The sequence below is a fragment of the Pseudomonas algeriensis genome (assembly GCF_048847255.1).
GTDB lineage: Bacteria > Pseudomonadota > Gammaproteobacteria > Pseudomonadales > Pseudomonadaceae > Aquipseudomonas.
Genome location: NZ_JBKKRK010000008.1, coordinates 166,905 through 192,236, shown reverse-complemented (window position 1 = coordinate 192,236; position 25,332 = coordinate 166,905). Strand labels below are relative to the sequence as shown.

Sequence of the window (25,332 nt, the reverse complement as noted above, 5' to 3'; positions counted from 1 at the left end):
ATGAGCATGTCGCATCCTTACTCATTGAAATCGTTGCCCCATGCTCCGGGTGTGCTGATTTTTACGCCTTGTCCGGGCACCCAGACCAGCGGTCTCGCTGAAAGCCTGGATACGCTCAAGAAGGCCGGTGCCGTGGCGCTGGTTACGCTGATGTCGGACGCAGAGCTTCAGGAAAACGGAGTTGCCCAGCTTGGCGTCGCGGCCAAGCAGCATGGGTTGGAGTGGTACCAACTGCCGATCAAGGATGATCATGCTCCGGATAAAAACTTCGAGGTCGGGCTGGGAGAGATCCGCCACCAGTTGAACGCTTTGCTCGCATCCAACAAGGCCCTGGCCATCCACTGCAAGGGCGGCTCCGGCCGCACCGGGCTGTTCGCTGCCCGTCTGCTGATCGAGTCCGGAATGCCGCGCCGCGAGGCGATTGCATGGGTGCAGGATCTTCGCCCACGGGCGATTCAGAAGCCTGCGCACATCAACTACATCAACCAGTTCGGCGAAGGCTGAGCGCTCCAGCCAGACAGGAGAAACCATGGCCACCGAAGGCGAGCTACTCGATGTCATCGTGATTGGCGGCGGGCAGTCCGCGCTGACGGTGGCCTATTTTCTCAAGCGGGCCAAGCTCTCGTTCCTGCTGCTTGACGCTGAAGAGGCTGCGGGCGGGGCGTGGCGCCATGGCTGGCACTCGCTGACGCTGTTCTCGCCCTCCGCTTGGAGCTCCATCGCGGGCTGGCCGATGCCGCCAGTCACCGAAGGTAATCCTGATAGGGATCACGTGGTCAGCTACCTGGAGCAGTACGAGGCGCGCTACGGGTTTCCTATCGTTCGCCCCGTCAGCATCACGGCGGTGGAGCGGACCGCACGTGGTCTTCGTGTGCGCTCGAAGGACCGCAACTGGGAAGCCCGTGCCGTCATCAGCGCAACGGGGACCTGGAGCAAGCCCAATGTTCCGGCCTATCCGGGGATAGAGCTGTTCCAGGGGCAGCAGATTCACTCCGCCCAGTACCAGTTACCAGAGGCTTTCCAAGGAAAACGCGTGCTGGTCGTTGGTGGTGGCAACTCGGGGGCGCAAATCTACGCGGAGCTGTCCGAGATCGCCGACGCAACGTGGGTAACCACGAAGGAACCGGCGTTTCTGCCTGATGACGTGGATGGCCGGGTGCTGTTCGAACGGGCTACCGAGCGCCTCAAGGCTCAACAGGAGGGCCGTGTTATCGACGCACAGGTCGGTGGGCTTGGTGATATCGTCATGGTGCCCTCAGTAGTCCGGGCTCGCGAGCGCGGGGCCCTTCGTGCTGTAAGGCCTTTCACCTCATTTACGTCGGATGGGGTCGTCTGGCCCAACGGTGAGAAAACCCAGGTCGATGTGGTGGTCTGGTGTACTGGATTCCGGCCGGCACTGGATCACCTTAAGGCACTGGACGTGCTGGATGACTACGGAAGGGTCGAGGTTGATGGGGGGCGTTCTATTCGCGAGCCGCGCCTCTGGCTGGTCGGATATGGCGACTGGACCGGCTTGGCCTCGGCGACGTTGATTGGCGTCACCCGTACCGCGCGCAGCACAGTTAACGAAGTAGTCGAACACCTGAACAGCTTGGAGCAGTCGGATGCATAGCGGAATCGAAATTCGTGTCGCCAGACCAGAGGATGCAGAAGAGATCCAGATCATCTACGCGCCCATCGTACTCAACACGGCCATCTCATTCGAAGAGGCAGTGCCGAGCGTGGAGCAAATGTGTGAGCGTATCTCCACGACGCTGCAAACCTATCCGTATCTGGTGGCTGTGCGAGAAGGACGGGTAGTCGGCTATGCCTACGCCAGTCAGCACCGGGCGCGTGCGGCGTACCGGTGGGCGGTGGATGTGACGGTGTATGTCGCCGAGGGGCAGCGCCGCAGCGGAATTGCTCGGCAGCTCTATGACGTGCTGCTGCCGGTTCTGAAGCGTCTGGGATATCGCTCGGCGTATGCCGGTATCGCCTTGCCGAATGAAGGCAGTGTCGGGCTGCACGAACGACTCGGTTTTCAGCACATCGGTACGTTTCCGCAGGTCGGATTCAAGCTCGATGCTTGGCATGATGTGGGGTATTGGCGGTTTGAGTTCGGTGACGACGGCCTTCGACCCGAGGCTCCAATGAGCTTCGTATCCTAAACCCGAATGCCACGCTAGAGCGTCCCAGCCCGCGCCGTTGCTGGCTGCGACAGCACTAATCCTCCAACACATGTGAGTAAACCTGAATCGTCCCAGTTTTGTAGACACCTCCAAACCTAATAATGATGCCCAAAGATTGGTGAAATGGTGCTTGCACTACAGGGGGCTAGTTGAAAAGGGCCAAGAAACGGCTGAAATTGACAGCGGCAATGGCAAGGCCGCTCAGTACGATAACTGTCGTGTAGATCGGGTGGTCTTTGACGATTTCAATTAACACAACAGGATGCACCCCGTTCCGCTCGTACCATTTGGATTTTGTCTTCAAGGACTTTTCATGTGTACGCTCGAAGAAGTTCGCAAACATATCGAGCTTCCTTAGGGTCGATTGATGCATTTTTATGTACTCAGCGTTCACAAAGGCGGCAGCCTCATCAGCGCCGGGCAGTGCGTCTTGGTCGCTGGCATTATTGAGTTCAGCCAATGCCATGATCCTGCCTTTCCTTCCCCTACTATCGGCATGCGGGGCATAGTTTCTTCCATATAACGCAACCAGCTCACGCGCAAGGTCAACCTTCTTGTCATCCGGCAGCTCTACGGGTTTGCCCCCGAGCACCCGAAAGCGATGCTCAAGCGCAAAGAACCCGAAATTTTCGTCTCGCATGTTCCAATGCAGGAACCGACAATCCTTGTGCTTATCAAGCCATTGGAAAAAACCTTTCAGCATCGACTTTTCGAATTTATTGAGCTCTGCTTGCATGCTGGAGAGCTGTTTGCTGAGCTCTGCTTCTTTATGGATGGACCACGATTTGGTTTGGCCGGTTTTTAGGTTCCGTGTGGCGATGGATGTCACACGTTTCGACTCCCCCGTATCATTTTCATAAAACGATTCGCAGGAGTAGTGAATTACGTAAACTCGGTTCGCGTCCAGGTAGAGGTCTTCGATTAACGCTCTGCTCCTTTTGCGATCCTTTACCCGATCTAGCTCTGCTCCCACACCTTTCCCCTCAACCCAATGCACTGTAGGCGAAGCTGGTGATTTTGCCCTCAAATGTGGGTACCCGCTAGATTCACCCCTAGCTTTGCCTTTGACTCTTCCTGAGGGTATACCGCTTGGGGATAATCAGCCGGCTTTGTCTTGGTGGATTGCCCTACAAATCGACGTGGCCTTCACCAAGCCGCTCCCAATGCCGGCCGTCAGAACGTAGGACCATTCGCTTCCGCCGAAGCGGGCTGGTGGGCGTGAGCCAACAGGCGTATCCTACAAGTGCTTGCTCCGAGACTTGTTGGCCTACAGCCTCCCCTTGGAGACATCTGATAGCCCGCCGCTGAGGCGGGCTTCTTTGCTATCGGGTCGCAGCGCCTTTGGTTTGCTAGCTTCCCAAGCTAGGCTCTGCCAGGGCGCATGCCCATCAGCGGTCTACCCGCCTCCCTAAGCACGACGATTATCGACGTACCCAAATCCTTAATCAGGCGCATGGAAAGCAGGCGGAGGTTTGGCGAAATTCGCTTACGCAGCCATTGCTTCGCAGGATTCTGCGCAGGTCATGCAGGCCTGGGCGCATTGCTGACAGTGGTCTGCCTTATGCTTACCGCACTCCTCCCCGCAGGCCCGGCAAATTTTGGCGCATAGGGCACAAAGCTCTTTGGCCAGCATGCTTTCTCGTGCCATCAAGGTAGCCGCAAGGTTGCACATATCTGCGCAATCTCTGTCCAGCTTGATGCAGTCAGCCATCATTTTTACATCTTGTTCTTGTAGGCAGGCTGACGCACAGCCTTCACAGGCCAGCGCACAGCGCAGGCATTCCGAGATGCATTCTTCAAAGCGACTGTTCATGGTCATATCTCCGGTATCGGGTCGATTTGATGCCAGTGCACCGTCTCATGACGGTATGTAGCGTTCGACCTGACGGGGTCCTGAAGATTGATTACATTTCTGTAAGCTTGTCCGAATCCTCTCGGTGTGAAGGCGTGCCCGATCATTTAAGGCTGGAACATCACTGCTTATGAATGCTCACGATCTTCGCGACGCTTCCTTCCATACGGAACCCAAATTTCACCTTGTCTCCTACGTTCAAGCCCTTCAGCTGTGCAGGCTCAGCATGGAAACCCATGGTCATCGCCGGCCATTTGAGCTCTGCTACCGGGCCGTGGGCCAATGTGATTTTTCCGCTTTGAGGATCCAGCGCCTTTATTGCCCCTTCAGCATGCGCGGTGGGTGCCGCCTGGGTGCCTTGGCCTCCTTCGGCGGAAGCTGGCATGTTCTTCATGTCCATACCATCCATGTCCTGGGCATGCACACTGGCGGCGAAAGCTGTGACCAGGGCTGCGATGACGATTAGCTTTTTCATTGGTTTTCTCCTGAGGGGTTGGGGGTAGTGACAGTAAGTTCGCGGCGACGGATCAGCCAGTACGCCGCAGGTATTACAAACAGGGAGAGCAACGGAGCGGTTAGCATGCCGCCGACCATGGGCACCGCGATGCGACTCATGACCTCGCTGCCGGTACCGCTGCTCCAGAGGATGGGCAGCAGGCCTGCAACGATGACCGCCACGGTCATTGCCTTGGGTCTGATGCGCTGCACCGCACCCTCACGGATTGCGCCGAGCAGCGCTGCTCGTGTGGTTTCGCCACTGGCCTGACGCTCAGCCCAAGCGTTATTCAGGTAAATGAGCATAATCACGCCAAACTCCGCCGCTACGCCGGCCAAGGCAATGAAACCAACGCCTGTGGCCACCGACAGGTTGTAGCCCAGCAAGTACAGCAGCCAAACGCCTCCGGTTAGCGCGAACGGTAGCGTGCCCATGATGAGTAGCGCCTCACCGAGGCGCCCAAAAGTCAGGTAGAGCAGCACGAAGATGATGGCCAGCGTCGCCGGCACCACCCAGGCCAGGCGTGCGTTAGCGCGCTCCAAGTATTCGAACTGCCCGGAGTAACTCAAGCTCATGCCCGGATCTAGCTTTACCTCGGTGTCGATCACCTGCCGCAGGTCTGCCACAACAGACGATAGGTCTCTGCCGCGCACATCGACGTACACCCAGCCCGAGGGGCGAGCATTTTCGCTCTTGAGCATGGGCGGGCCATCGGCAATACGTATGCGGGCCACGGTGCCAAGCGTCAGCTGGCCCCCCTGCGACGTGTAGATCGGCAGCTGACGCAACGCCTCCACGGAATCACGCCATTCACGTGGATAGCGCACGCTAATGGGAAAGCGAGCTAACCCTTCAACCGTTTCCCCAATGGTTTCGCCACCTATGGCACCGGCTACAATAGCCTGTACGTCGGTAATGTTCAGGCCATAACGCGCAGCGGCATGGCGGTCGATGTCCAAATCAATGTAGCGACCGCCAGTCAAACGCTCTGCCAGGGCCGAAGTCACTCCAGGCACCTTTATCGCTGCCCGCTCTACAGCAAGGGTAGCCCGGTCTATCTGGTTCAGATCGCTGCCGGCAACCTTGACGCCGATCGGACTCTTGATGCCGGTGGCCAGCATGTCAATCCGATTGCGGATAGGCGGAATCCAGATATTGGTGAGCCCAGGCACACGCACGATACGGTCAAGCTCTTCGATTAGCTTCTCAGTGGTCATACCTGGACGCCATTCACTCTTGGGCTTGAGCCGCACGGTGGTCTCGAACATCTCCAGCGGTGCAGGGTCAGTGGCCGATTCGGCGCGGCCGGCCTTACCAAAGACGCTGGCTACCTCGGGGACTATACGAATCAAGCGATCCGTTCGCTGCAACAGCTCTGAAGCTTTCTGCGCGGAGAGTCCAGGCAAGGCTGAAGGCATGTAGAGCAGATCACCTTCATCAAGTGGGGGAAGAAACTCGCCACCCAGATGGTTCAAGGGCCACAGACTGCTGAGCAGGATGAGCAATGCTCCAGCGAGGGTAAGCAAGGGCCGGCGCAGGACGACCTCCAATGCCGGACGGTACAGCCGGATGAGGCCCCGGTTGAGCGGGTTGCGCTGTTCCGCAGGCAGTGGCCCTCTGATCCAGTACCCCATCAGCACCGGTATCAGGGTCACCGATAGCGCAGCCGCCGCTGCCATCGCGTAGGTCTTGGTAAAGGCCAGGGGGGCAAAGAGGCGGCCCTCCTGGGCTTGCAGCGTGAACACCGGGATGAACGAGAGCGTGATGATCATGAGGCTGAAGAACAGCGCTGGTCCAACCTCGACGGCCGCCTCCGTCATTACGTTCCAATGCGCTTCGCCCCGCAAAGGTTGACCAGGATGCTGGGCATGCCAGGCCTCTACACGTTTGTGGGCGTTCTCGATCATGACCACGGCAGCGTCCACCATTGCACCGATGGCAATAGCGATTCCGCCAAGGGACATGATGTTGGCGTTGATGCCCTGATGACGCATGACGATCAGCGCAATCAGGATTCCCACGGGCAGCGACACGATGGCCACCAGCGACGAGCGCAGGTGCCAGAGAAACGCTGCGCATACCAACGCCACTACCACAAACTCCTCGACCAGTTTGTGACTGAGGTTCTCCACAGCACGGTCGATCAGCTGGCTGCGGTCGTAGACGGTGACAAGCTCCACCCCGGCAGGCAGGCCTTTCTTCAGGGTTTCGAGCTTGGCCTTGACGTGCGCGATGGCCTCACGAGCATTCTTGCCGCTGCGCAGGATAACCACTCCACCTACGGCTTCACCGAGGCCGTCCAGTTCACCTATGCCTCTGCGGGCTTCCGGACCTATCTGCACCGTAGCGACATCGCCTAAGTTCACCGGCACGCCCTTGGTAGCCAGTCGCAGAGGGATCGCTCTGAAATCGTCCAGCGATCCTAGGTAGCCGGCCGCACGAACCATGAATTCTGCTTCGCCTTGCTCCAGCACACCACCGCCGGTCTCCTGGTTGGCCTTACCTATAGCCTCTATCACCTCAGCTTGGGTGATACCGAGGCTGGCCATGCGAAGCGGATCGAGGAGGACTTGGTATTGCTTGACCATACCGCCGATGGTGGCCACCTCAGCGACATCCGGCAGGGTCTTGAGCTCATAGCGCAGGAACCAGTCCTGCAGGCTGCGCAGTTGCGACAGGTCATGGCCACCGTTGCGATCGACCAGCGCATACTGAAAAATCCACCCGACTCCGGTGGCGTCCGGTCCGAGTACCGGCTTGGCTGCCGCAGGTAATCGCGATTGTGCCTGGCTCAGGTACTCAAGAACCCGAGAGCGCGCCCAATACAGATCGGTGCCGTCCTCGAACAGCACGTAGACGAAGCTGTCACCGAAGGCGGAGAAGCCGCGTACCGTTTTGGCCTCCGGAACCGAGAGCATTGTGGTGGTCAGCGGATAGGTCACCTGATTCTCAACGATCTGAGGAGCCTGACCTGGGTAGGACGTGCGGATGATCACCTGTACATCCGACAGGTCGGGCAAGGCGTCGATTGGCAGACTGCGCACCGAGACGAAGCCCCATGCCACCAGAAACAGCGTAGCGAGCAGCACCAGTACCCGGTTGCCTACCGACCAGCGGATCAGTTTGGCAATCATGGTTGGCCCTCCAACACTTTGATCTGCTCAACCACCATGCCCTCGTCGCGTTCGCGTATCCCAAAGCGAATCTGTGCACCGACCTTGAGGCCATCAAGGAGCGACTGATCAGCCACCGGGAAGGTCATGGTCATCCCAGGCATACCCAGGGTGAGGAAGGGACCATGGTCAACGGTGAGCTGGGCTCCGTCTATCTGCACGATACGGCCGTTCGCTTCATGTAAGGCGGGCCCCGCTTTTGGCTGAGCGTCTTGCGCCGTCGCCGCTTCGATGCCTTTCAAATTAGCTTCGGAGTCCAGTAGGAATTGCCCCGACGCTACGATGCGCTGACCTGCCTGAAGGCCCTGCAACACCGCAACTTGCCCCTTGCTCTCCTGACCCAACACGACTTCCACCGGTCGGAAGCGACCACCTTCTTCAGCCAGCATCACCAGATCCCGCTTGCCGGTACGTATGACCGCCTCGGCAGGCACCAAGAGGCTCTGCTCGGCAGACACGCCGGGATTGAGAGCCACTTGAGCGGTCATCCCAGGACGAAGCCGTCCATCCGGGTTGGGCAACTCGATACGCAGGCGCAACGTGCGGCTTTGCAAATCGGCATCAGCCAACAGCGCGGTCAACTTGCCCGGTACCGGATCGCCTGGGAAAGCTGGCAATTGCGCTTGCACAGGCTGGCCTTCGCGCAGGCCTTGAGCCTGGGCTTCTGGCACAGCGGCTTCCAGCCAGACGTTGGCCACTCCGTTGATCCTTGCCAAGGTAGTCCCCGGCGTCAGCGTCATGCCGGGTCGCAGATCGAGAACCTGGATGACACCGGCAGTGGGCGCGGAAAGTGTGACCGAGAGCTGTACCTTTCCAGTGCTCGCGACCCGGTTGATCAGGTAGACCGGCATGCCGGAGAGCAGGAGCCGCTGTCGTGCCGCCGCTGTCAGTTGAGCGTCGCCGGAATGCCGCAACGCCAGATATTCCTCCTGCAAACCAGCCCACTCCGGGGTCAGCACATCGGCTAGGGGAGCCCCTTTAGCAACTATATCCCCCGCCGCCCGGCCATATACGCGTTCGACGTAACCGCCAGTACGGGCCTGCAACACGCTGAAGTCGCGTTCGTCGAACGCCAGAACGCCGCTCACGCTCAGGGATCGTTCAAGCCTGCCAGCCATCACCGTTGCCAATCGCATCCCGAGATTTTGCTGGAGCCCAGCCGAGACCTGAACCGCAGGCTGCCCCTTGTCATCCGTCTCGCCTGAATACTTGGGCACGAGCGGCATGTCCATGAACGGCGACTTTCCGGGTGCCGGGAAATGCTGCTGGGGATACATCGGGTCGTACCAATACAGCGCTTTTTGCTCACCTACTGGCTGCGATGGGGTAACCGTGCCCCGTCCACCTAGCCAGAAGCCCGCGCCTGCTCCAATAGCAAGGGCAGCAGCCACAACCAACCCAATCGACCTATTCCTCATGCCCGCACCTCTCCATATACGAAATGCAGACGCGCTGCTGTTGCAGCCAACTGTCCTTGCAGATCCACATCCTGTAACAGCGCTTCCACGCGTTGCCGACGTGCCGACAGCACTTCACTCAACGGCGACTTAACGGCGCGGTAGTCCGCCAGAGCGAGGCGTACCCGGTCCTCGGCCAGAGGTAGAAGCGTCTCGCGACTGCGCCGCACCGCCCGCTGCAAACGTTGGTACTCGGCAAGGTCTGTTTCAAGCTGGGCTTGATGCTCGCGCAGGGCTGCATCCTGCTCATCCTCCAACTGACGAACTTGCGCGCGTCGTGCCGCAATCATCGGGTCTTGCCGGGAGCCGGTGAACAACGGCAGCTGGAAGCTGACTTGCAAGCTGACCATGTTGCTGAAGTCCGGGCCACGACGCTGATAATCCACCCCCCAAGACCAATCCGACTTCTTTTCTGCCTGGGCCTGGTGTACCTGGGCTTGCGCCTCGCGTGTCATGGCGTTGTAGGTATTGAGCTCCGGGTGGGCATGTACGGAGTGCAGGTATTCAGCTGCGTCTACAGGCCAGAGTGGGAACGTCGGCGCCCCTACTTCGGCGTCCTGCCCAATCCAGCGCTTCAGCGCGGATCGCGCTTGAGCTGCCTGACTCAATAAAACATCCTTCTGCTCGTCCAGCTGCGCCAATTCCTGTTTCGGAGCCAGCGTATCGGTCGTCGAGCCTGCGCCACCGGCCAGGCGCGCCCGCACCGTAGAAGCCAGCAGCTGGTTTTCTTTGTAGAAAGCGTCGAACTGTTCAAGTTTTCGCTGCACGGTGTACGCATTAACCCAAGCCTGCGCGGTTGCCGCTCGAATCTTCAGGCGCTCGAAGACCGCCTCAGCATCGGCTCGCTCGACCGTGGCCTGAGCTGTCTCTACGCGAGCTTTACGTTTGTCCCGGTTCGGTACGTCCTGGGACAGGCCAACCACCTGCATGGTCATGAAGTCTCTGTTCAAGCTCCAGCGATCAGCGCCTTCAATCGGCAGGTTTTGTACTCCAAGATTCAGGCGCGGATCGGGTAGTTCGCCCGCTGGAATGACCAAGTTGCGCGCAGCTGATGCCTGCTCTTGGCGGGCTTGTAGAGAGGGAGCGTTGCGTTCAGCCAGTTGCAGCGCTTCATCCAGCGGCAGCGTTGTCGCCTGTGCTGAGACAGCCGGCAGCAGTATGAAAAGGACGGCAGTGGGAGTTCGTCCCTGAAAACGTTGGGGAGTCATGAGAATGATTCCTCGAAAGATCAGCGCCCAGGCGCGTGCCATCGGCCCGCTGCTAGGCAGAACGATGGTGTGAAATTAAGAGGGAGTCAGACGCGGGGAGGACGCCATGGATCGGGGGGAGAACCTGTTGCTATGCCTACAGCGTAGGTATCGGCAGGTCGTGGCTTGGCATAGGTCAGTCCAGGCGTCAGGAAGCTGAGCTGCACTGTGCTGGCAGTTCTGCACTCCTGGCCTACCTTGCAGGATTTGGCATGGTCACCAGTCTTGCCCGGCTCTTGGTCCTGGCAGCAGTCATGGTCCATGCCCGCCATCATTTCCATGCCCATGGTCTGCATTGGGCAAGGTTCAGTCGCCGAATCGATGCCCGCCATCCCGTTAAGCGGAAGCGCCACGATAAGCATCAGGATGGTGAGCAGTCGAATGAAGCGTTTCATGATGGGCGAATATAGGTTACCGGGATGAATTCAGCATTAAGAGGCTTCACCAAACAACCGCTTGGAGGCTGGAAGGCTGATGTAAAAGGTTGTGAATCCCTCCGCTGAAGTACACCAAATTCGTCCGCTGTGAGCCTCGATGATGGAGCGTGTTATCGACAGGCCCAGGCCTGCATTGCTTGGTCCGCCTTCGCGTCTGGCTGGATCAGCCCGATAGAACCGGTCGAAGATCTTGCCAATGTGCTGAGGATCGATGGTTACTCCGCTGTTACGTATGGACAACGTCACGTTTTCACGTGTTTGCTCGATCTGCACTGATATCTCGTTGCCTTCCGGGGTGTAGCGCAACGCGTTCGATAAAAGGTTGGAAAGCGCTCGGTCAATCATCAAGAGATCGCCACGAACCTTGCCACGACCTTGGAGGGTCAGCTGGATGCCTTGATCCTCAGCCAGAAACTGGTAGTACTCGAACAGCTTGGATACGAGTTCGGAGAGCTCCACATCAATCTGCTCAGGCACGATCAGACCGTTATCCGCCTTCGCGAGGAAAAGCATGTCGTCGATCATGCGCGACATGCGCTTGAGGTCTTCAAGGTTCGAATAGAGGTTTTCCTCATAGGCATCCAGGTCACGCTTCTTGGTGAGCACCACTTCGGTATGGGTAAGTAGGTTGCTGACCGGCGTTCTCAACTCATGAGCGATATCGGCAGAGAAGTTGGACAACCGAACGAATGCATCCTCCAACCGTCCCAGCATCCCGTTGAAAGACAGGATGAGCTCCTGAAGCTCTAGCGGTACGGGCTCCAGCGGAATGCGCTCGCGGAGCGATCTTGCCGACATCCCGGTGGCCACTTTGGTGATTTGCCCGACAGGCCGAAGCCCACTCTTGGCAACGACCCAGCCCAAGCCTGCGCTCACAATCGCGCTGATCACCAAGCCGATGCCGAACCACCATTGCAGGGTGACAAAGAAATGCGCGTGAGTGGTGACATCGAGCATCAGCACGGCCGTCACCGGTTCCGGCTCGCCCGCGATGGTCATCTGGGCGGTGATACCGCGGAAGTTCTGCGATTCATCCTGCCACTCCCAGACCGCACCCTGGCGCGCCTGCTCGAACCGCTGAGGAATTTGGGAGGCTTTGGAGTCTGAAAAAAGGGTCGTTCCGTCAGCCTTGGTGATTTTCGCCGAAAGATCCTGATGTGCGCCGAGCAATGCCCGCAGCTGCTGCTCCTGATCGCCGAGCTCGCCTCGCGCTGCTGAAATGGACAGAATATGACGCGTTGACTCCAGCTTTTCGGAGAGCGCCTGCTCATCCAGCATCCGGAAATGGTGCTGGCTGAGCCCGTAGAAAGCCACGCCGGCAACGACCAAGACAGCAGTCACCGCGAACATGAACATCAGGGTCAGTCGCTTGACGAGCGATGATTGCGGGCGCATCACTCTGCCACATCCATCATGTAGCCCATGCCTCGGGCGGTATGGATGAGCTTTGGCGCGAAGTCGTCATCAATCTTGGCCCGCAGTCGGCGAATCGCGACCTCGATCACGTTGGTGTCACTGTCGAAGTTCATGTCCCAGACCTGAGAAGCGATCAGCGACTTGGGGAGCACCTCCCCGCGTCGGCGCATGAGCAGCTCCAAAAGGGCAAACTCCTTGGCAGTAAGGTCGATCCGCTTGCCGTTTCGCGTAGCCCGGCGCTTGAGCAGGTCAACCTCAAGGTCCGCCATCTTCATGGTGGTTTGAGCAGAACCACCGTTGCCTCTGCGCAGCAGTGTGCGGACCCGAGCCAACAGCTCAGAGAACGCAAAGGGCTTCACAAGGTAGTCATCAGCACCCAGCTCCAAGCCTTTAACGCGATCATCTACGCCATCACGGGCCGTGAGAAAGAGGACCGGCACGTCTTTCCCCGCTGCCCGGATCTTGCGCAGGACCTCCCAGCCATCGAGCCCCGGCATCATTACGTCCAAGATCAGCAAGTCATACGCTTCGCTCTGCGCCTGTTGCAGGGCGTCAGTGCCTGTCATCACCCGGTCTACAGTGAAGCCAGCCTCTGTTAGGCCTTGCTGGAGGTAGACACCGGTTTTCGGCTCATCTTCGGCTACGAGTAATTTCATCTGCTCTCATCCACGCGGAGTGCATCTCCAGTTTGCAGGAAAAAAGACGCCCAACCAGAAGCTGACGGAAAAGTAATGTCGCGATCAGTTTTCTGACAGCACCGCGAGGCTAATTTGACCCTGTACCTGACGCCATGAGGCGCAGAACCCACTGAGGATCTCCAGATGAACATGGTCAAAGCAATTGTGGTGGTCGTTACCTTCGGCATGGCAGGCATCGCCCTGGCAGAGGGCGGCGCGGACCGGACCTTTGCGCGGATGGAAGCGGCTCGCCAAAACTCCATGCAGGCCTATCAGGTTGCGCAGCAGGAGAAAGAGCAGCCGCCGGTCGCCGCACAGTCCAGCAAGCATGTCGGCCACGAGAGCTGCTGATCCGAGCTTACAGAAATGTAATCACTCCGGAATCTGAACTATGGCAGTTTCAGACTACGGCCTCTCATCAGCCTCGCGCAGTAGCGAAAGTCTACGAGACTGGTGAGAGCTCCAACGAACCCAAGGGCTGCGCCATCGAGCAGCCTGGATATCAGCGATCTACCTGACTGGACGCAACGGCATGCAAAGCAAAACCACGAGACGATCATTCGTCAAAGGCCTGGCCGCTACCGGACTTCTGGGTGGGCTCGGCATGTGGCGCGCGCCGGTCTGGGCTGTGACCAGCCCTGGCCAACCGAACGTGCTCAGCGGCAATGAATTCGACCTGTATATCGGTGAACTGCCCGTCAACATTACGGGGGCAGCTCGTACGGCCATGGCCATCAACGGCTCCGTGCCTGGGCCGATCCTGCGATGGCGCGAAGGCGACACCGTGACGCTGCGTGTACGCAACCGGTTGAAACAGGACACCTCCATTCACTGGCACGGCATAATCCTGCCCGCCAATATGGACGGTGTGCCGGGCTTGAGCTTTCACGGCATCGCTCCCGATGGCATGTACGAATACAAGTTCAAGGTCCACCAGAACGGCACTTACTGGTATCACAGCCACTCAGGCCTCCAAGAGCAGTCTGGGGTCTATGGCGCACTGGTGATCGATGCTAAGGATCCCGAGCCGTTTGTATATGACCGCGATTACGTCGTCATGCTCAGCGATTGGACGGATGAGGACCCGGCGCGGGTGCTCTCCAAACTCAAGAAGCAGTCCGACTATTACAACTTCCACAAGCGCACGGTCAGCGACTTCGTTGACGACGTGAGCGAGAAAGGCTGGTCGGCCGCTGTAGCGGATCGGAAGATGTGGGCTGAAATGAAGATGAGCCCCACCGACCTCGCAGATGTGAGCGGGTATACCTACACCTACCTCATGAACGGCCAAGCTCCGAACGGCAACTGGACGGGTATCTTCAAGCCCGGCGAGAAGATCCGCCTGCGATTCATCAACGGCTCGGCCATGACCTATTTCGATGTCCGGATTCCTGGGCTCAAGATGACGGTTGTGGCTGCCGACGGCCAGTACGTCAAACCCGTATCGGTCGATGAGTTCCGGATCGCCGTTGCTGAAACCTACGATGTCATCGTCGAGCCTGAAAACGAACAGGCCTATACGATTTTCGCGCAATCCATGGACCGTACCGGGTATTCCCGAGGCACCCTGGCAGTTCGCGAAGGCTTGCAAGCGCCCGTACCGGCGGTAGATCCACGCCCGATCATCGCCATGAGCGATATGGGCATGGACCACGGCAGCATGGGCGGAATGGATCATGGCAGCATGGCTGGCATGGACCAGGGCAGCATGGCCGGCATGGATCACAGCAAGATGGCTGGAATGGACCACGGCAGCATGGCCGGTATGGACCACAGCAAGATGACTGGGATGGGCAATGAAGGCATGGCCGGCATGAGCGGCGCAATGCAAAGCCATCCGGCTTCCGAGACCAACAACCCACTGGTCGATATGCAGACTATGTCGCCAACGCCAAAGCTGAACGATCCGGGAATTGGCCTACGCAACAACGGGCGTCGAGTGCTGACGTACGCCGATCTGCGGAGCACCTTCATCGATCCCGATGGTCGAGAGCCTGGACGGACAATCGAACTGCACCTTACCGGCCACATGGAGAAGTTCGCGTGGTCGTTCGACGGTATCAAATTCTCCGACGCTGAACCGCTGCGGTTGAAATATGGCGAGCGTCTTCGCATCACCTTGGTCAACGACACCATGATGACTCACCCCATCCACCTCCACGGTATGTGGAGTGATCTGGAGGACGAGAACGGCAACTTCATGGTTCGCAAGCACACCATCGACATGCCACCTGGCTCAAAACGAAGCTATCGCGTCACCGCAGATGCCTTGGGACGTTGGGCCTATCACTGTCACCTACTGTTCCACATGGAAATGGGCATGTTCCGAGAAGTACGTGTGGACGAATGAACTGGAGATTTGAGATGAGCAAACCAATGAAACGAAGCGCCTTTTTCCTTTCTGCTGCGATGGTAGGCATTCTGGCTGTTTATGCCCCGTCGTCGTGGTCCAGCGACAATCATGATCAGCATTCCCAGAAAACCACAGAGGCCGGCAAAGCCAAAGGCTCGCAGGACAAGCAGGGCCAGGGGATGAACCATGAAGGCATGGACCATGGTTCCATGGAAGGTATGGACCACGGCTCGATGAAGGGAATGGACCATGGCTCGATGGAAGGCATGGACCACGACAAAATGATGAAATCGCATGGCAGCGACAAAGCTAAGGCAGGGAAAGATGGCCAATAGCCTCGGGCGGCCTTCGCTGCTGGCTCTGACCGTTTCGATCAGCATGCTGGGCGTAACGCCCAGCTTCGCTGCTGAAGAAATGGATCACTCGGGCATGGATCATTCGAAAATGGGGCACGGCTCCATGCAAATGGATGCTGCTCCATCCGAATCGATGCCGGCGATGGATCACAGCAAGATGGGGATGGGCAAACAGCAGAAAAAGCCTGCCCCTGTTGATCACAGCCAGATGGGGCATGCTCAAAGCAAGAGTAAATCCAGCCCGGTGGACCACAACAAGATGGACCACAGCAAAATGAACCATGGAAACATGCAGGGCATGGATCACGGCTCTATGAAGGGCATGGACCATTCCCAGATGAACCATAGCTCAGCGACTTCTCCGACCACGACGAGCCGCACGCCGATTCCAGTGCTCACTGATGCGGATCGCGAGTCGGCCTTTCCGCCCCTGGGTGGCCACCAAGTGCACGACAGCGGAATCAACAGCTTCTTCCTGTTGGACCAGCTCGAATACCAGGACGCCGATGAGGGCAGCACCCTGGCCTGGGACGCATCAGGCTGGATAGGCGGCGACATTAATCGCCTCTGGGTTCGTTCGGAAGGCGAGCGCACCAATGGGGTAACCGAAGATGCTGAGCTGCAACTCCTGTACGGGCGCTCGGTCAGCCCTTGGTGGGATGTGGTCGCCGGGGTCCGCCAGGATTTCAAACCGGAATCCCCACAGACCTGGGCAGCCTTTGGTATTCAGGGCATGGCTCTGTATGACTTCGAGGCCGAAGCCACGGCGTTTATAGGCGAGAACGGTCAGACTGCTGCGCGTCTTGAGGGCGAATACGACATCCTGCTGACCAATCGCTTGATTTTGCAGCCCACGGCCGAGGTCAATTTCTATGGCAAGAACGATCCTGAGCGCGGCGTTGGCTCGGGCCTTGCCAATACCGAAGTCGGGCTGCGCCTACGGTATGAAATTGTCCGCCAGTTTGCTCCATACATAGGCGTTACCTGGAGCCGCTCCTACGGCAACACCGCTGACTTCATCCGAGACGAGGGTGGAGATGTTGATGAGGCACGCTTCGTTGCCGGTATCCGGATGTGGTTCTGAGAATTCCAACATGAAAAAAACAATTACAACGCTGCTTGGGGCCGGTGCTGTCGGAAGTGCTGCGGTATTGGGCACAGCCTATTTCGGTCTGGTGAATGTCGGCGCTGATGATCCTCACTTCCCGGCAGTCCATTCCTTTCTCGCCATGGCTCGTGATCGGTCTATTGAGGTTCGAGCGCGAGACATCGAAGTCCCTGATCTGAAGGAAGCCGCGTTGATCAAAGCGGGGGCGGGCAACTACAACGCCATGTGTATAGGCTGTCACCTTGCCCCTGGCGTTGGGAAGACTGAGCTAAGCCAAGCGCTATACCCGTCGCCACCCGACCTCACCAAGGTGGGTGTCGGAGGCGATCCAGCCGCCGCATTCTGGACAATCAAGCACGGTATCAAAGCCACGGGCATGCCCGCCTGGGGCAAGAGCATGGGCGATGAGTACATCTGGGGAATCGTCGCGTTCCTGGATCAACTGCCCCAGATGAATGCCGAGCAGTACAAGGCCTTGGTGGCCACGAGCGGCGGCCACCAGCACGGCGGCGGTGAAAGCGATATGCACAACCATGAGGGCCAGCACGGCGGGAGCGGTCGTGCCGAGCATGGTGATCACGATGAAGCGGCAGACGACGATCATGCCCAGGCAGCTCACGACCATGGAGCTGCACCCGCAGGCTCCGCTCAAGCGGCAGATCATCACGGTGACCACAATGCGGCCGAGGCCCATTCGGATGCCCACCCGACATCGTCGCCAAAGACGCATGTTCACAAAGACGGTAAGGAGCACACTCATGCCAACTAACCGGATATTCGTTCGGCTAGCCGCTATCGCTGGGCTTCTGGTGACCTCGGCGGCCTATGCTGCCGAGCCATTGTCCATCGACGTTCACCGAGACGCGAACTGCGGTTGCTGCAAGAAGTGGATCGCGCACCTGGAAGCCAATGGTTTCAAAGTGACCGACCATGTTGAGACGGACATGAGCGCAGTGAAACAGAAGCTGGGCGTAGCGCCACGGTTAGCGTCCTGCCACACAGCTGTGATCGACGGAAAGTTTGTTGAAGGTCACGTGCCAGCTGAGCAGATTCGAGAACTCAGGGGGCGGAACGATCTAGTCGGGATCGCCGTACCAGGAATGCCAGCTGGGTCCCCAGGCATGGAGGTTGATGGCGTAAGCCATGCCTACCAAGTCATTGGTTTAATCAAAAGCGGCGAGGACCAAGTAGTCGCCAACTATCCAGCCAAATAACGCACCTACCAGGAGGACGGCGGTAGGCTGACTGCCGTCCCTTATTCCCCCGCTAGAAAGCTTCATCAGCTCAACAGGACGACAGAGAGGGGCTACAAAGGGTAGCTAGTCAGATTCACGGCGCTCGCGGACTGGCTTGAGTACGATATCGCCGTTGATGAGCTCGATGGAGAGTCTGTCGCCCGTCGTGACCCCGAGCTCGCGCAAAATGTCATCGGGTAATTCCACAATCACATCGCCGGAGCCGTCGCCGGGATCTAGGCACTTTACCGTGGTGCGCGCTGATTGAGTCATTGGACTCTCCTGCCTGAGCTACCAGTCCTCATCGTACTCCACCAGTCATGAAAGCCGGTAACCAGGCGATCTATTGCCGGAATTGACGCTTCAACCCGGCGTTTTATCAGAGTAAGTCCTGTCCACTCGCTCAGTGCTCAGTTCTGGCCCCGGCAACCGACTCCAGCGGTCCGGTATTCAAGGATTTTCACGTCTCCGTTGGAATCCTCGTAATTCATCTGTGCCGGCATCACGTCACAGCTCGCCTTGGTCGACGTCATGCTGATCACCTTCGCCACGTCGAGCCGCATCCCGTAGCGATAGTGGATCACCTCCGGTGGGTTCTTTCCCTTGGCAGCGGCATAAGCTCGCATAGCTTGCTCATTGGCCTGAATCATCTTTCCATGCAGACGGTCGGATCCTCCTTCGGCGAGTACGGCTGACGAAGCCACTAAGGCCAGGATAGCGGTGATACTTTTGATGACTTTCATTTCAATCACTCCAATAAACGTGACTGAAGATTAGGGGTTGATCGCTGTCAATTGAGTGATACGGGAATTACAAGGTTGTAAGTCCCGCATGTAAAAAGAGGTAGCGTTGCCTCCTCGCCGCATACCAACCTCGCCCTCAGGCAAGCTACTGGTAGACACCCAAGCGTATACGCTCAAGATAGTCCGCTACGACGCTGAACCCGAGCGACGTGTCGAGCATCTCGAAGGGTACAAACCCCAACAAACGGCCGCACGGCCGACAAAGCCACTGCTCCGCGAGCATCTGAGAGCCAAATACCTTCGATGCAAGCTCCAGTCCTTTCGCATACTGGAACGCCACCGCGCTCTGCTGGGCATCCAGACGATGGGCCTGAGCGGGATGGCTCAGACGGTGAATGCTTCTGGTCGATCTTCCTGTGATTCGCCCGACGAGGTTACGAGCCTTGAACAGGCTCGATGACTCGACCATGCACTTCACGTCGCTGAAAAAGAATCCTGTTTGGACTAGACTCAGGAGCTCCAGCTGGCTCAACCCGTCGGGGTGGGTATGAACCAGGTGGAACGTTGGTGGAAAGGCCTGCGATTCAACAGGTGGGCGAGTGCTTGTAGGATTCACTGCATCGACCTCCTCTTGTGCGTTGGCTGCCAGACTAGCCATTTTGATTCCCAAGCACGTCCGGCGCCCTTCCACCTTCACAATAGCCCAATACGGTCACCAATGTGGATGCGATACCGGTGACTTCTAACTAAAATGGCATACCGCCCGTCTAGCAACGTGTACAAGCACTTCAATTAATGAGAATTTTCGCACCATTACCTGGAGAATATGTCGCATCAGCGCTTAAGCGAGGCAATGAGCTTCTAGGTATTAAATCTCTAAAAACTGAAGATTTCTATATAAAACCGATACCTCGTGTTGGCTTTGGGATTAGTAAAACCTTAAGCACCGTGCAAGCAGAGTGGCGGCCGCATCAAGAATTTTATTACCCAAAACTGCTAGACGACCACAAAATTTCCGAACTAGTCCTAAACGACCACACTTTGTATCCTATGATAGCTGCGCTTGGTCGTCATCGAGCGACCGCAATCGTCACACCAAAGACTTGGCAGAAAGTTTGTCCAGATTGCGTTCTCGAAGACTTGAATAACTGCGGAAGCCCCTATATTCATTGCAGGCACGTGTTGGGTTCCGTACAGGTTTGCAGTACTCATGCTTGCACTCTAATCGAAACATGTCCGGCCTGCTCAATGCCACTGAAAAAGCACGAGATTGGTCACCTAGCCAAGTGCAGCAAGCAGGGCAAATGGTCAAGACGTCAAAAGCGAGAATTCGGATCAACCCGTCATATGTACGCCAAATTTGTCGCAGATCTTCTGGGCTACCGCGGCCCGATGATACATGATGGAACGGCAGACTTTATCGCATATGCAAGCCTCATGATTAATCGCACTAGAGAATTCGAACGCACCGAGCTGGATATTTCCAAACTGATTTACAAAGAAATGGGGATTACGTCGAGACTTACCACGAGCAGTATCTCCACCAGTGACAAATTTCCTATGTATGTATTTTTAGGATGTCACACCGCTGAGAATTATTTAAATTTGCTAGCGAACCAAGATGAGCAAGACCTCCTGCGAGAGAAGAAAAAATCCATATTCAATAAACTCTTGCACGAAGCCAATAGAACTAGTCCATATCGTCACGTATCTGCATGAGGATTTCATCTTCGGATACGCGAGATATCCGTATTCCGGCATAACGGTAGAGAACACTCATGGCACAGTGTTCAGTCAGAGAGTATTCTCGGATTGCCCACCGGATTTTACGCAGCTGGTGGTCATGAGTAGACTCAAGCAAATCCGCCATCAACCTTATGCTCCTCGGAAAATGTTCCGGCATTTTAAGGAAAGCGTGGGCGTTTACCACAAGCCTGCATAGAGCAGCGCGGGTGACCTGCTGAGGCTTTCCGTGTACAGAAAGTAAGATCGCCCTAGCTTTAGCGAGCTCTGACGCAAGGGTGAAGTCCCTGGATTGCCAGTCGATTCGAATCTTTCGATCTCTGAGGTAGGGGTTTGCAGCAACATAGTTGACCAACCATTCCCTGTCGTGGCGGTACAACCACTGATAGCCCGGCTTGTCATGACATTTGGGGTTAGCACTGTTTGCAAAGGCTAACCGGCGGGCTTGGAGGTCATTGTCATCAGTAAGGTTATTCGGCCTATCACGACAGACCATAACACCAGCGGATATATCGGCCTCTGGACAGTAGGTCTTGAGGTGTTCCAGCTCCAGATCGAGGAGCCAGCAGAGGAAATAGAACTTGAAGGGCTGCACGATTCGCTCTCGTCGCCGTATGATCTGCAAAACCCAGTCACAGGACCGAACCATTTCTTCAAACTCGGCAGCGCTAGGACTGCACCGAAGTCGCCTGGTTAAGAACTCTCTCAGCATTCCCTCTCTAATTCGACCAGACCTAATAAAACTCATCTCGTCCAAACGGGTCCTGAAAAAATTTCCAGCCTGGATCGCTTTGATCTCATCGGGGTGGTCGAGCCCCCATAGCTGCATACGGGCAATCGCAATGGCCGCGCTGTGTTCTCCACAGTCCATAACCGGCGTTCCACCTGATTCGCCCGGTAGCAACATGCAACGCCAATCTGCCCCTTTGGGAAATCTCATCGCCTGTAGCACTTCGCTGTGGCGCGGACAGACGCAAATGCCCGAAGCTTGATGAATACGATGCCAGTAGGCTAAGCCGCACTCCAGCATGTCCTGTCCGACGCAGCTCTCGCAATATCTAAACGAGGCGTGTTGGAGGAAACGCGACGCTGTTATGCCCAAGGCCATCTTGAGTCCTGTACCCCGATTACCTCCCATTAGAACAACGGCATCGCGGCCCTTCTGTTCATTCAAAAACGGCAAATAAAGCGGTAAAAGTGTGAAGCGATTGATCAACTCTCCTACGGGAATGGCGCCTCCCAGACGCTCAGACAGAGCCCCTAAGCAGCATGGCAAAATGGAACCACAGGTACGCGAGTAGCTACCGAAGAGCTCGTGGCTTGACACGCGGTATCCTGGATTGGCCGCTAGCTTGTGATAGCGCACGGCCAGGCTGTAGAGCGACTCATCCGGGAACGGCTGGGGGAAGAACAGAAGGTTAGCCACTGCCTTGAGCTCCCGATCCTCATGTCACCAGGAGGAATCCCTATCCACCCAGCCGCGCTGTTCGAGCTGAGCCTGAAGGTCTTCGTCCTTCGAAAAATGCACGTTAGCTAATGCTCCGTCAGCAACCGGGACCACGGTACGACCCGTAGCCTTCGATGCCGATTTATCCTTGGCTTGAGGTGGAGGAGTGATCGCGGCCTGGGTAAGTAGCGAAAGATGAGCTCTGTCGGCCCGGCGAGCCAAGTCGTAGTTCATCATCTGGGCGATCTGGTCTTTTGTAGGCATCATGTCCTCGAAGTCAGCAATCTGAAGAGGATCACCGCTTCGTAGAGCCTCGATGGGCTTGTGTAGAAGCCTCATTTGATTGTCATACACCTGCTGAAGCACCGCTGGCGTAATAGCGTCGAGGCCCTCCCAAATTACATGACGCTGCGCAAGCATAAGCAGTTTCGCTAGGAAATCAGTATTGCCTTGGGCGAGATCATAGATCTTGGACAAGAGCTCCTTCGTCAGGGGGGCGCATGATGCCGTCCAGTCATAGGCCCAGAGTTGGGACACCAAGTGCTCCCAAAACGGATCGTCTTCGCTGAATCGGTCAAAAGCGATGGGTCCCATCCCCGCCGCTCTTCGGGCGTTGCGCAGCACACCAGAAAACAGCGGGAGCATTGCGTTGGTCCCTACATACACCAGCGGAACGCCTGCATCGTTGGATAAAGTTACGAAGAAATTCAGCAACTTTTCCCGATCCTGTCCCCCCCGCGAGGAGCAAAGATGCTGCATTTCATCAATGATCAAAGCACCAATGAAAAAGGTTTTGCACAGCTGACTGATGTGCTGGAGCATTACGCTGATGCTGTTGCCAGAACCGCCCCTGCGCGAGTATTTGTCGACTCCTAACGCAGCATCCAACGCTGAGAAGAATGCTGCACAGAAACCGCGCAACGAGCCGTCATGAGGGCACTCAATCTTTAGCCACACGACCTGGGTTTCGATGAGAATGGCGTCTTTATATCTGCTGTGGCTGATCACCTGCGGATAAAGCCTTGCGATGGAATTGAGCGCTGTGGTCTTACCCATACCACTCAAGCCGATGAGCGTCATCGTCTCAGCGGTGGACATGAATCCGTGGCCCTTGGCCTCCGCTGAGGAAGGCAGCCGATGCCTAACAGATGAGGCCAACAGCGGATTGCGTCCCATATATCCGTAGCGAATCAGCTGGCTGAAAAGGTCTTCAAGGCGCAGGTGAATTTCGAATGGAACAACAACATCTTTCAGCCGGTTGATCCCATGACCGCGAAGCTTCGGTGGCAACGCTCGTTCGGCCTCGTCGGGCTTCGGCGGAAGGTTCCCAACGCGCCTGACCACATCTACATCCGACAGAATTCTAGGCAAGCATTCGATCAGCGGGTTGCCATCGTACTGAGGCATGCCTGTAGGAATGTATTCTGCGGGGGAGAACGTCAAATCGTTCATGTCTCAGCCTCGCTTCCCTCGCTGACGACTAGTTTCAGAAACGCCGCGCTTCTCGCGGAACTGGGCCTGCCGGTGACTAGCTTAGAATTTTCTGCCACAGGAGGTATGTTATCCACAACGCGTAGCTGATTCAGATCAGCGGTATGGGAATCGCGCTCGGTCTGAGCTTCGGTAGCACGCTTGGCACGTTTGTCCCGCTTGAAATCTGCATTCGATTTCGGGTCACCCTGAGCGACACGTTTGGATTTGGCCCGGTCAAAGATTTCCTCTTGCCGCCCCCTTACCAGCGCCGCAGTATTATCACTGTCATAACGGGCATCCGGCGAAACTTGGTTCAGGACATGGATCATATCAAGAACCTCCTCCATACGGAGTCCACCATATTTCTGCCGTTGCTGCGGTACAATAGTTAAAGCCTCAAAACCTGCTTCTGACTTGATCCAACAATTTTCAATAGAGTTAGGATCATAGAATACTCGAACATATTTCGTCCGCAGGTTGTGCGAGCGCTCCAACCACTCCTCGCGTAACGCTGTTTGACATGTATACTGTACGCCTTGGAAAACAATACCGCCTCGACTTATACGACACTGCTGAGAGGGCAATAGAGCGATTTTCAACTCAGCCGGCGATACTACTTTTGAATTTATAGGGCTATTATCCTTCGACCAATTCCAAATCGCTATAGGCGTTGCTTCCACTCCGCCGGCAATCATCTCGCGATTTAAAAGGTGTGGTATCCGCAGGCTCTTATTGTGAGCCAAGACTCCTACAATAACCATTTCGGTGAACTCGTCGATATCCAAAATGGCATCGAGTTGGTAGTCCCTATCGCCGCGCTCCATTTTACGAGCATCCACTCCGCCTGGAACGAACTTCAAGTCGAGGTGTTCATTGATCAGACGGAAACGGCTTTCGATGATCCCTTTCCAATCAGGCCTGAAAGGAGGCAAAATTTGCACCCCAAGCCCCAAGCTTTGGGAGAGCGTTGCCCCCGCCTCGCTTAGAAGTTCAGCCCGGTCAGCCACAATTTCGACTGGCAAATGCGAGCATGGCCAGTCAGCTTCCTCAATGTCTACGTTGTATCGTTTGCAAAACTCAACCTTTGAGGTGCAAGCGTTGTATATCGCGTGTCTAGCCCCATTCCAGCTGGGCCCCTCAAGGCCCACGTGAATTCCTACAATCATTCTGGTGTAGGTATCGACGACTACATAAAGTATCGGACGCCCAATGAGCCACAGCCTATTAACGCGATGCACTAAATAGACATCAGCGATGGTGGAATCTATCTCATATCGCTGCGTCGCGCCTATCAGGCCTTGGGATGCTGAGCCAACGATAGCCCGATGGTCTTTGTTGTACCTGATAGAACCGCCACGCACCTTGAGCTTATACAGGTCATCGAAAAATAATTTACCGTGATATCTAAGCTGTGCAGTAGTCGGGTAACTGCCGCGTACAATATTTCCTTTCGATCCGTCAGGGAGAGTCGCTCTATAAAATTTGTTTAACATCCACTTATGTGCATCTTTCAGGGTGCCACACTTGCCGCTAGCGACTCGCCCGTAAGCCAAACGGATATGAGAGAGATGGCGCTGTTCGAGCGGGATGGCACCACCATCATTGACAACGACACCAAGATACTTACGCGGCCGACCGGGGATAATACCTGAGGACCGATCCTTTTTCTTCCCACGTCCGCCGCAAGCGCTTGTGTTCCAAAGAAACGCGTTAGGTGTCTGACCCATACTCCAATAGCGGTATAGAAGCCGGTATATCTGCTTACGCTCTACCCCTGTCTCTATGGCATGCGTCGCAACAAGCTTCCCAAAACCAGGACCAAGAATATCCAAGGCAGAGCGATCTTCTACTAAACTTCTTATAAGACTCCAATTTCGATTTCGGCTCGCCTTTTCATTTTCACTAATTTCATCGTCGCTTCTGAGCAGATGTAAAGGAACCATTTCTGGAC

General features: G+C 56.6%; 25 protein-coding genes. 10 read left to right on the top strand and 15 right to left on the bottom strand.

Features of this window, described 5'->3' with window-relative positions:
- Genes ACLK1G_RS14730 through ACLK1G_RS14720 form a run of 3 tightly spaced genes read left to right on the top strand, consistent with a single transcriptional unit; the run spans position 1 to position 2,147 of the window.
- Positions 1 to 504, top strand: coding sequence for a cyclin-dependent kinase inhibitor 3 family protein (locus tag ACLK1G_RS14730; protein ID WP_080992800.1), 504 nt, complete (start codon positions 1 to 3; stop codon positions 502 to 504).
- A 25-nt stretch (positions 505 to 529) separates the two neighbouring features.
- Positions 530 to 1,612 (top strand): ArsO family NAD(P)H-dependent flavin-containing monooxygenase, encoded by a 1,083-nt coding sequence (locus tag ACLK1G_RS14725; RefSeq protein WP_023048561.1) that lies wholly within the window; start codon positions 530 to 532, stop codon positions 1,610 to 1,612.
- Complete coding sequence (locus tag ACLK1G_RS14720) at positions 1,605 to 2,147, top strand: arsinothricin resistance N-acetyltransferase ArsN1 family B (RefSeq protein WP_023048562.1); 543 nt, start codon at positions 1,605 to 1,607, stop codon at positions 2,145 to 2,147. Before ACLK1G_RS14725 ends, ACLK1G_RS14720 begins: the two co-directional genes overlap by 8 nt.
- 166 nt (positions 2,148 to 2,313) lie before the next feature.
- Here ACLK1G_RS14720 and ACLK1G_RS14715 read toward each other — a convergent pair whose 3' ends face one another.
- The 9 genes from ACLK1G_RS14715 to ACLK1G_RS14675 form a co-directional block, all read right to left on the bottom strand.
- Positions 2,314 to 2,997: a hypothetical protein gene (locus tag ACLK1G_RS14715; protein ID WP_172439589.1), complete on the bottom strand. Its 684-nt coding sequence runs from the start codon at positions 2,995 to 2,997 to the stop codon at positions 2,314 to 2,316.
- 657 nt (positions 2,998 to 3,654) lie between these two features.
- The gene (locus tag ACLK1G_RS14710; RefSeq protein WP_371263243.1) at positions 3,655 to 3,981 is read right to left on the bottom strand and encodes a four-helix bundle copper-binding protein; all 327 of its coding nucleotides are present in this window, start codon (positions 3,979 to 3,981) and stop codon (positions 3,655 to 3,657) included.
- Between the two features lie 160 nt (positions 3,982 to 4,141).
- On the bottom strand, positions 4,142 to 4,495 hold the full coding sequence (locus tag ACLK1G_RS14705) for a copper-binding protein (RefSeq protein WP_023048565.1): 354 nt from the start codon (positions 4,493 to 4,495) through the stop codon (positions 4,142 to 4,144).
- Positions 4,492 to 7,650 carry an efflux RND transporter permease subunit gene (locus ACLK1G_RS14700; RefSeq protein WP_420766060.1) on the bottom strand — a complete coding sequence of 1,053 codons (3,159 nt, stop codon included), beginning with the start codon at positions 7,648 to 7,650 and terminating at the stop codon, positions 4,492 to 4,494. Before ACLK1G_RS14700 ends, ACLK1G_RS14705 begins: the two co-directional genes overlap by 4 nt.
- Positions 7,647 to 9,107, bottom strand: a complete 1,461-nt coding sequence (locus ACLK1G_RS14695; protein ID WP_023048567.1) for an efflux RND transporter periplasmic adaptor subunit — start codon at positions 9,105 to 9,107, stop codon at positions 7,647 to 7,649. The genes ACLK1G_RS14700 and ACLK1G_RS14695 overlap by 4 nt, the downstream gene beginning before the upstream one ends.
- A complete protein-coding gene (locus ACLK1G_RS14690; protein ID WP_420766059.1) occupies positions 9,104 to 10,354 on the bottom strand; it encodes a TolC family protein in 1,251 nt (416 codons plus the stop codon). The genes ACLK1G_RS14695 and ACLK1G_RS14690 overlap by 4 nt, the downstream gene beginning before the upstream one ends.
- A gap of 86 nt (positions 10,355 to 10,440) precedes the next feature.
- Positions 10,441 to 10,788 carry a hypothetical protein gene (locus ACLK1G_RS14685; RefSeq protein WP_023048569.1) on the bottom strand — a complete coding sequence of 116 codons (348 nt, stop codon included), beginning with the start codon at positions 10,786 to 10,788 and terminating at the stop codon, positions 10,441 to 10,443.
- A 36-nt stretch (positions 10,789 to 10,824) separates the two neighbouring features.
- Complete coding sequence (locus ACLK1G_RS14680; protein WP_084966822.1) at positions 10,825 to 12,225, bottom strand: heavy metal sensor histidine kinase; 1,401 nt, start codon at positions 12,223 to 12,225, stop codon at positions 10,825 to 10,827.
- Entirely contained in the window at positions 12,225 to 12,902 is a 678-nt protein-coding gene (locus tag ACLK1G_RS14675; protein WP_012316925.1) for a heavy metal response regulator transcription factor, read from the bottom strand. The genes ACLK1G_RS14680 and ACLK1G_RS14675 overlap by 1 nt, the downstream gene beginning before the upstream one ends.
- A 165-nt stretch (positions 12,903 to 13,067) precedes the next feature.
- Here ACLK1G_RS14675 and ACLK1G_RS14670 point away from each other — a divergent pair, with 165 nt between their 5' ends.
- From ACLK1G_RS14670 to ACLK1G_RS14645, 6 genes are all read left to right on the top strand, one after another.
- Positions 13,068 to 13,274, top strand: coding sequence for a co-regulatory protein PtrA N-terminal domain-containing protein (locus tag ACLK1G_RS14670; protein ID WP_012316926.1), 207 nt, complete (start codon positions 13,068 to 13,070; stop codon positions 13,272 to 13,274).
- Between the two features lie 181 nt (positions 13,275 to 13,455).
- Complete coding sequence (locus tag ACLK1G_RS14665; protein ID WP_012316927.1) at positions 13,456 to 15,273, top strand: copper resistance system multicopper oxidase; 1,818 nt, start codon at positions 13,456 to 13,458, stop codon at positions 15,271 to 15,273.
- A gap of 14 nt (positions 15,274 to 15,287) precedes the next feature.
- Entirely contained in the window at positions 15,288 to 15,611 is a 324-nt protein-coding gene (locus ACLK1G_RS14660; protein ID WP_012316928.1) for a hypothetical protein, read from the top strand.
- A complete protein-coding gene (locus tag ACLK1G_RS14655) occupies positions 15,601 to 16,716 on the top strand; it encodes a copper resistance protein B (protein WP_012316929.1) in 1,116 nt (371 codons plus the stop codon). The genes ACLK1G_RS14660 and ACLK1G_RS14655 overlap by 11 nt, the downstream gene beginning before the upstream one ends.
- A gap of 10 nt (positions 16,717 to 16,726) precedes the next feature.
- Positions 16,727 to 17,509, top strand: coding sequence for a c-type cytochrome (locus ACLK1G_RS14650; RefSeq protein ID WP_012316930.1), 783 nt, complete (start codon positions 16,727 to 16,729; stop codon positions 17,507 to 17,509).
- Positions 17,499 to 17,954, top strand: coding sequence for a DUF411 domain-containing protein (locus ACLK1G_RS14645; RefSeq protein WP_023048571.1), 456 nt, complete (start codon positions 17,499 to 17,501; stop codon positions 17,952 to 17,954). Before ACLK1G_RS14650 ends, ACLK1G_RS14645 begins: the two co-directional genes overlap by 11 nt.
- 105 nt (positions 17,955 to 18,059) lie before the next feature.
- Here the strand turns inward: ACLK1G_RS14645 and ACLK1G_RS14640 are convergent, their stop codons facing one another.
- The 3 genes from ACLK1G_RS14640 to ACLK1G_RS14630 form a co-directional block, all read right to left on the bottom strand.
- Positions 18,060 to 18,248, bottom strand: a complete 189-nt coding sequence (locus ACLK1G_RS14640; protein WP_016489899.1) for an AbrB/MazE/SpoVT family DNA-binding domain-containing protein — start codon at positions 18,246 to 18,248, stop codon at positions 18,060 to 18,062.
- A 137-nt stretch (positions 18,249 to 18,385) separates the two neighbouring features.
- Positions 18,386 to 18,718, bottom strand: a complete 333-nt coding sequence (locus tag ACLK1G_RS14635) for a DUF2790 domain-containing protein (RefSeq protein ID WP_012316932.1) — start codon at positions 18,716 to 18,718, stop codon at positions 18,386 to 18,388.
- A 145-nt stretch (positions 18,719 to 18,863) separates the two neighbouring features.
- Positions 18,864 to 19,376, bottom strand: coding sequence for an antitoxin Xre/MbcA/ParS toxin-binding domain-containing protein (locus tag ACLK1G_RS14630; RefSeq protein ID WP_023048572.1), 513 nt, complete (start codon positions 19,374 to 19,376; stop codon positions 18,864 to 18,866).
- A 137-nt stretch (positions 19,377 to 19,513) separates the two neighbouring features.
- On the opposite strand from ACLK1G_RS14630, the gene ACLK1G_RS14625 reads away from it, so the two are divergent.
- Positions 19,514 to 20,437 (top strand): TniQ family protein, encoded by a 924-nt coding sequence (locus tag ACLK1G_RS14625; RefSeq protein ID WP_125924300.1) that lies wholly within the window; start codon positions 19,514 to 19,516, stop codon positions 20,435 to 20,437.
- Here the strand turns inward: ACLK1G_RS14625 and ACLK1G_RS14620 are convergent.
- Genes ACLK1G_RS14620 through ACLK1G_RS14610 form a run of 3 tightly spaced genes read right to left on the bottom strand, consistent with a single transcriptional unit; the run spans position 20,409 to position 25,324 of the window.
- Entirely contained in the window at positions 20,409 to 21,887 is a 1,479-nt protein-coding gene (locus ACLK1G_RS14620) for a TnsD family Tn7-like transposition protein (RefSeq protein ID WP_031312166.1), read from the bottom strand. The genes ACLK1G_RS14625 and ACLK1G_RS14620 overlap by 29 nt on opposite strands.
- A gap of 24 nt (positions 21,888 to 21,911) precedes the next feature.
- A complete protein-coding gene (locus ACLK1G_RS14615) occupies positions 21,912 to 23,360 on the bottom strand; it encodes an ATP-binding protein (RefSeq protein WP_023048574.1) in 1,449 nt (482 codons plus the stop codon).
- The gene (locus ACLK1G_RS14610; RefSeq protein WP_420766058.1) at positions 23,357 to 25,324 is read right to left on the bottom strand and encodes a transposase; all 1,968 of its coding nucleotides are present in this window, start codon (positions 25,322 to 25,324) and stop codon (positions 23,357 to 23,359) included. The genes ACLK1G_RS14615 and ACLK1G_RS14610 overlap by 4 nt, the downstream gene beginning before the upstream one ends.
- Positions 25,325 to 25,332: the final 8 nt, after the last annotated feature.

What these genes read in the sequence shown, in the direction of transcription:
- ACLK1G_RS14695 (WP_023048567.1), bottom strand. Translation starts at nt 9,107, where the DNA reads ATGAGGAATAGGTCGATTGGGTTGGTTGTGGCTGCTGCCCTTGCTATT.
- ACLK1G_RS14685 (WP_023048569.1), bottom strand. Translation starts at nt 10,788, where the DNA reads ATGAAACGCTTCATTCGACTGCTCACCATCCTGATGCTTATCGTGGCG.
- ACLK1G_RS14705 (WP_023048565.1), bottom strand. Translation starts at nt 4,495, where the DNA reads ATGAAAAAGCTAATCGTCATCGCAGCCCTGGTCACAGCTTTCGCCGCC.
- ACLK1G_RS14710 (WP_371263243.1), bottom strand. Translation starts at nt 3,981, where the DNA reads ATGAACAGTCGCTTTGAAGAATGCATCTCGGAATGCCTGCGCTGTGCG.
- ACLK1G_RS14675 (WP_012316925.1), bottom strand. Translation starts at nt 12,902, where the DNA reads ATGAAATTACTCGTAGCCGAAGATGAGCCGAAAACCGGTGTCTACCTC.
- ACLK1G_RS14625 (WP_125924300.1), top strand. Translation starts at nt 19,514, where the DNA reads ATGAGAATTTTCGCACCATTACCTGGAGAATATGTCGCATCAGCGCTT.
- ACLK1G_RS14645 (WP_023048571.1), top strand. Translation starts at nt 17,499, where the DNA reads ATGCCAACTAACCGGATATTCGTTCGGCTAGCCGCTATCGCTGGGCTT.
- ACLK1G_RS14665 (WP_012316927.1), top strand. Translation starts at nt 13,456, where the DNA reads ATGCAAAGCAAAACCACGAGACGATCATTCGTCAAAGGCCTGGCCGCT.
- ACLK1G_RS14670 (WP_012316926.1), top strand. Translation starts at nt 13,068, where the DNA reads ATGAACATGGTCAAAGCAATTGTGGTGGTCGTTACCTTCGGCATGGCA.
- ACLK1G_RS14650 (WP_012316930.1), top strand. Translation starts at nt 16,727, where the DNA reads ATGAAAAAAACAATTACAACGCTGCTTGGGGCCGGTGCTGTCGGAAGT.
- ACLK1G_RS14630 (WP_023048572.1), bottom strand. Translation starts at nt 19,376, where the DNA reads ATGGCTAGTCTGGCAGCCAACGCACAAGAGGAGGTCGATGCAGTGAAT.
- ACLK1G_RS14615 (WP_023048574.1), bottom strand. Translation starts at nt 23,360, where the DNA reads ATGAACGATTTGACGTTCTCCCCCGCAGAATACATTCCTACAGGCATG.
- ACLK1G_RS14690 (WP_420766059.1), bottom strand. Translation starts at nt 10,354, where the DNA reads ATGACTCCCCAACGTTTTCAGGGACGAACTCCCACTGCCGTCCTTTTC.
- ACLK1G_RS14700 (WP_420766060.1), bottom strand. Translation starts at nt 7,650, where the DNA reads ATGATTGCCAAACTGATCCGCTGGTCGGTAGGCAACCGGGTACTGGTG.
- ACLK1G_RS14610 (WP_420766058.1), bottom strand. Translation starts at nt 25,324, where the DNA reads ATGGTTCCTTTACATCTGCTCAGAAGCGACGATGAAATTAGTGAAAAT.
- ACLK1G_RS14725 (WP_023048561.1), top strand. Translation starts at nt 530, where the DNA reads ATGGCCACCGAAGGCGAGCTACTCGATGTCATCGTGATTGGCGGCGGG.
- ACLK1G_RS14680 (WP_084966822.1), bottom strand. Translation starts at nt 12,225, where the DNA reads ATGCGCCCGCAATCATCGCTCGTCAAGCGACTGACCCTGATGTTCATG.
- ACLK1G_RS14730 (WP_080992800.1), top strand. Translation starts at nt 1, where the DNA reads ATGAGCATGTCGCATCCTTACTCATTGAAATCGTTGCCCCATGCTCCG.
- ACLK1G_RS14720 (WP_023048562.1), top strand. Translation starts at nt 1,605, where the DNA reads ATGCATAGCGGAATCGAAATTCGTGTCGCCAGACCAGAGGATGCAGAA.
- ACLK1G_RS14640 (WP_016489899.1), bottom strand. Translation starts at nt 18,248, where the DNA reads ATGACTCAATCAGCGCGCACCACGGTAAAGTGCCTAGATCCCGGCGAC.
- ACLK1G_RS14660 (WP_012316928.1), top strand. Translation starts at nt 15,288, where the DNA reads ATGAGCAAACCAATGAAACGAAGCGCCTTTTTCCTTTCTGCTGCGATG.
- ACLK1G_RS14655 (WP_012316929.1), top strand. Translation starts at nt 15,601, where the DNA reads ATGGCCAATAGCCTCGGGCGGCCTTCGCTGCTGGCTCTGACCGTTTCG.
- ACLK1G_RS14635 (WP_012316932.1), bottom strand. Translation starts at nt 18,718, where the DNA reads ATGAAAGTCATCAAAAGTATCACCGCTATCCTGGCCTTAGTGGCTTCG.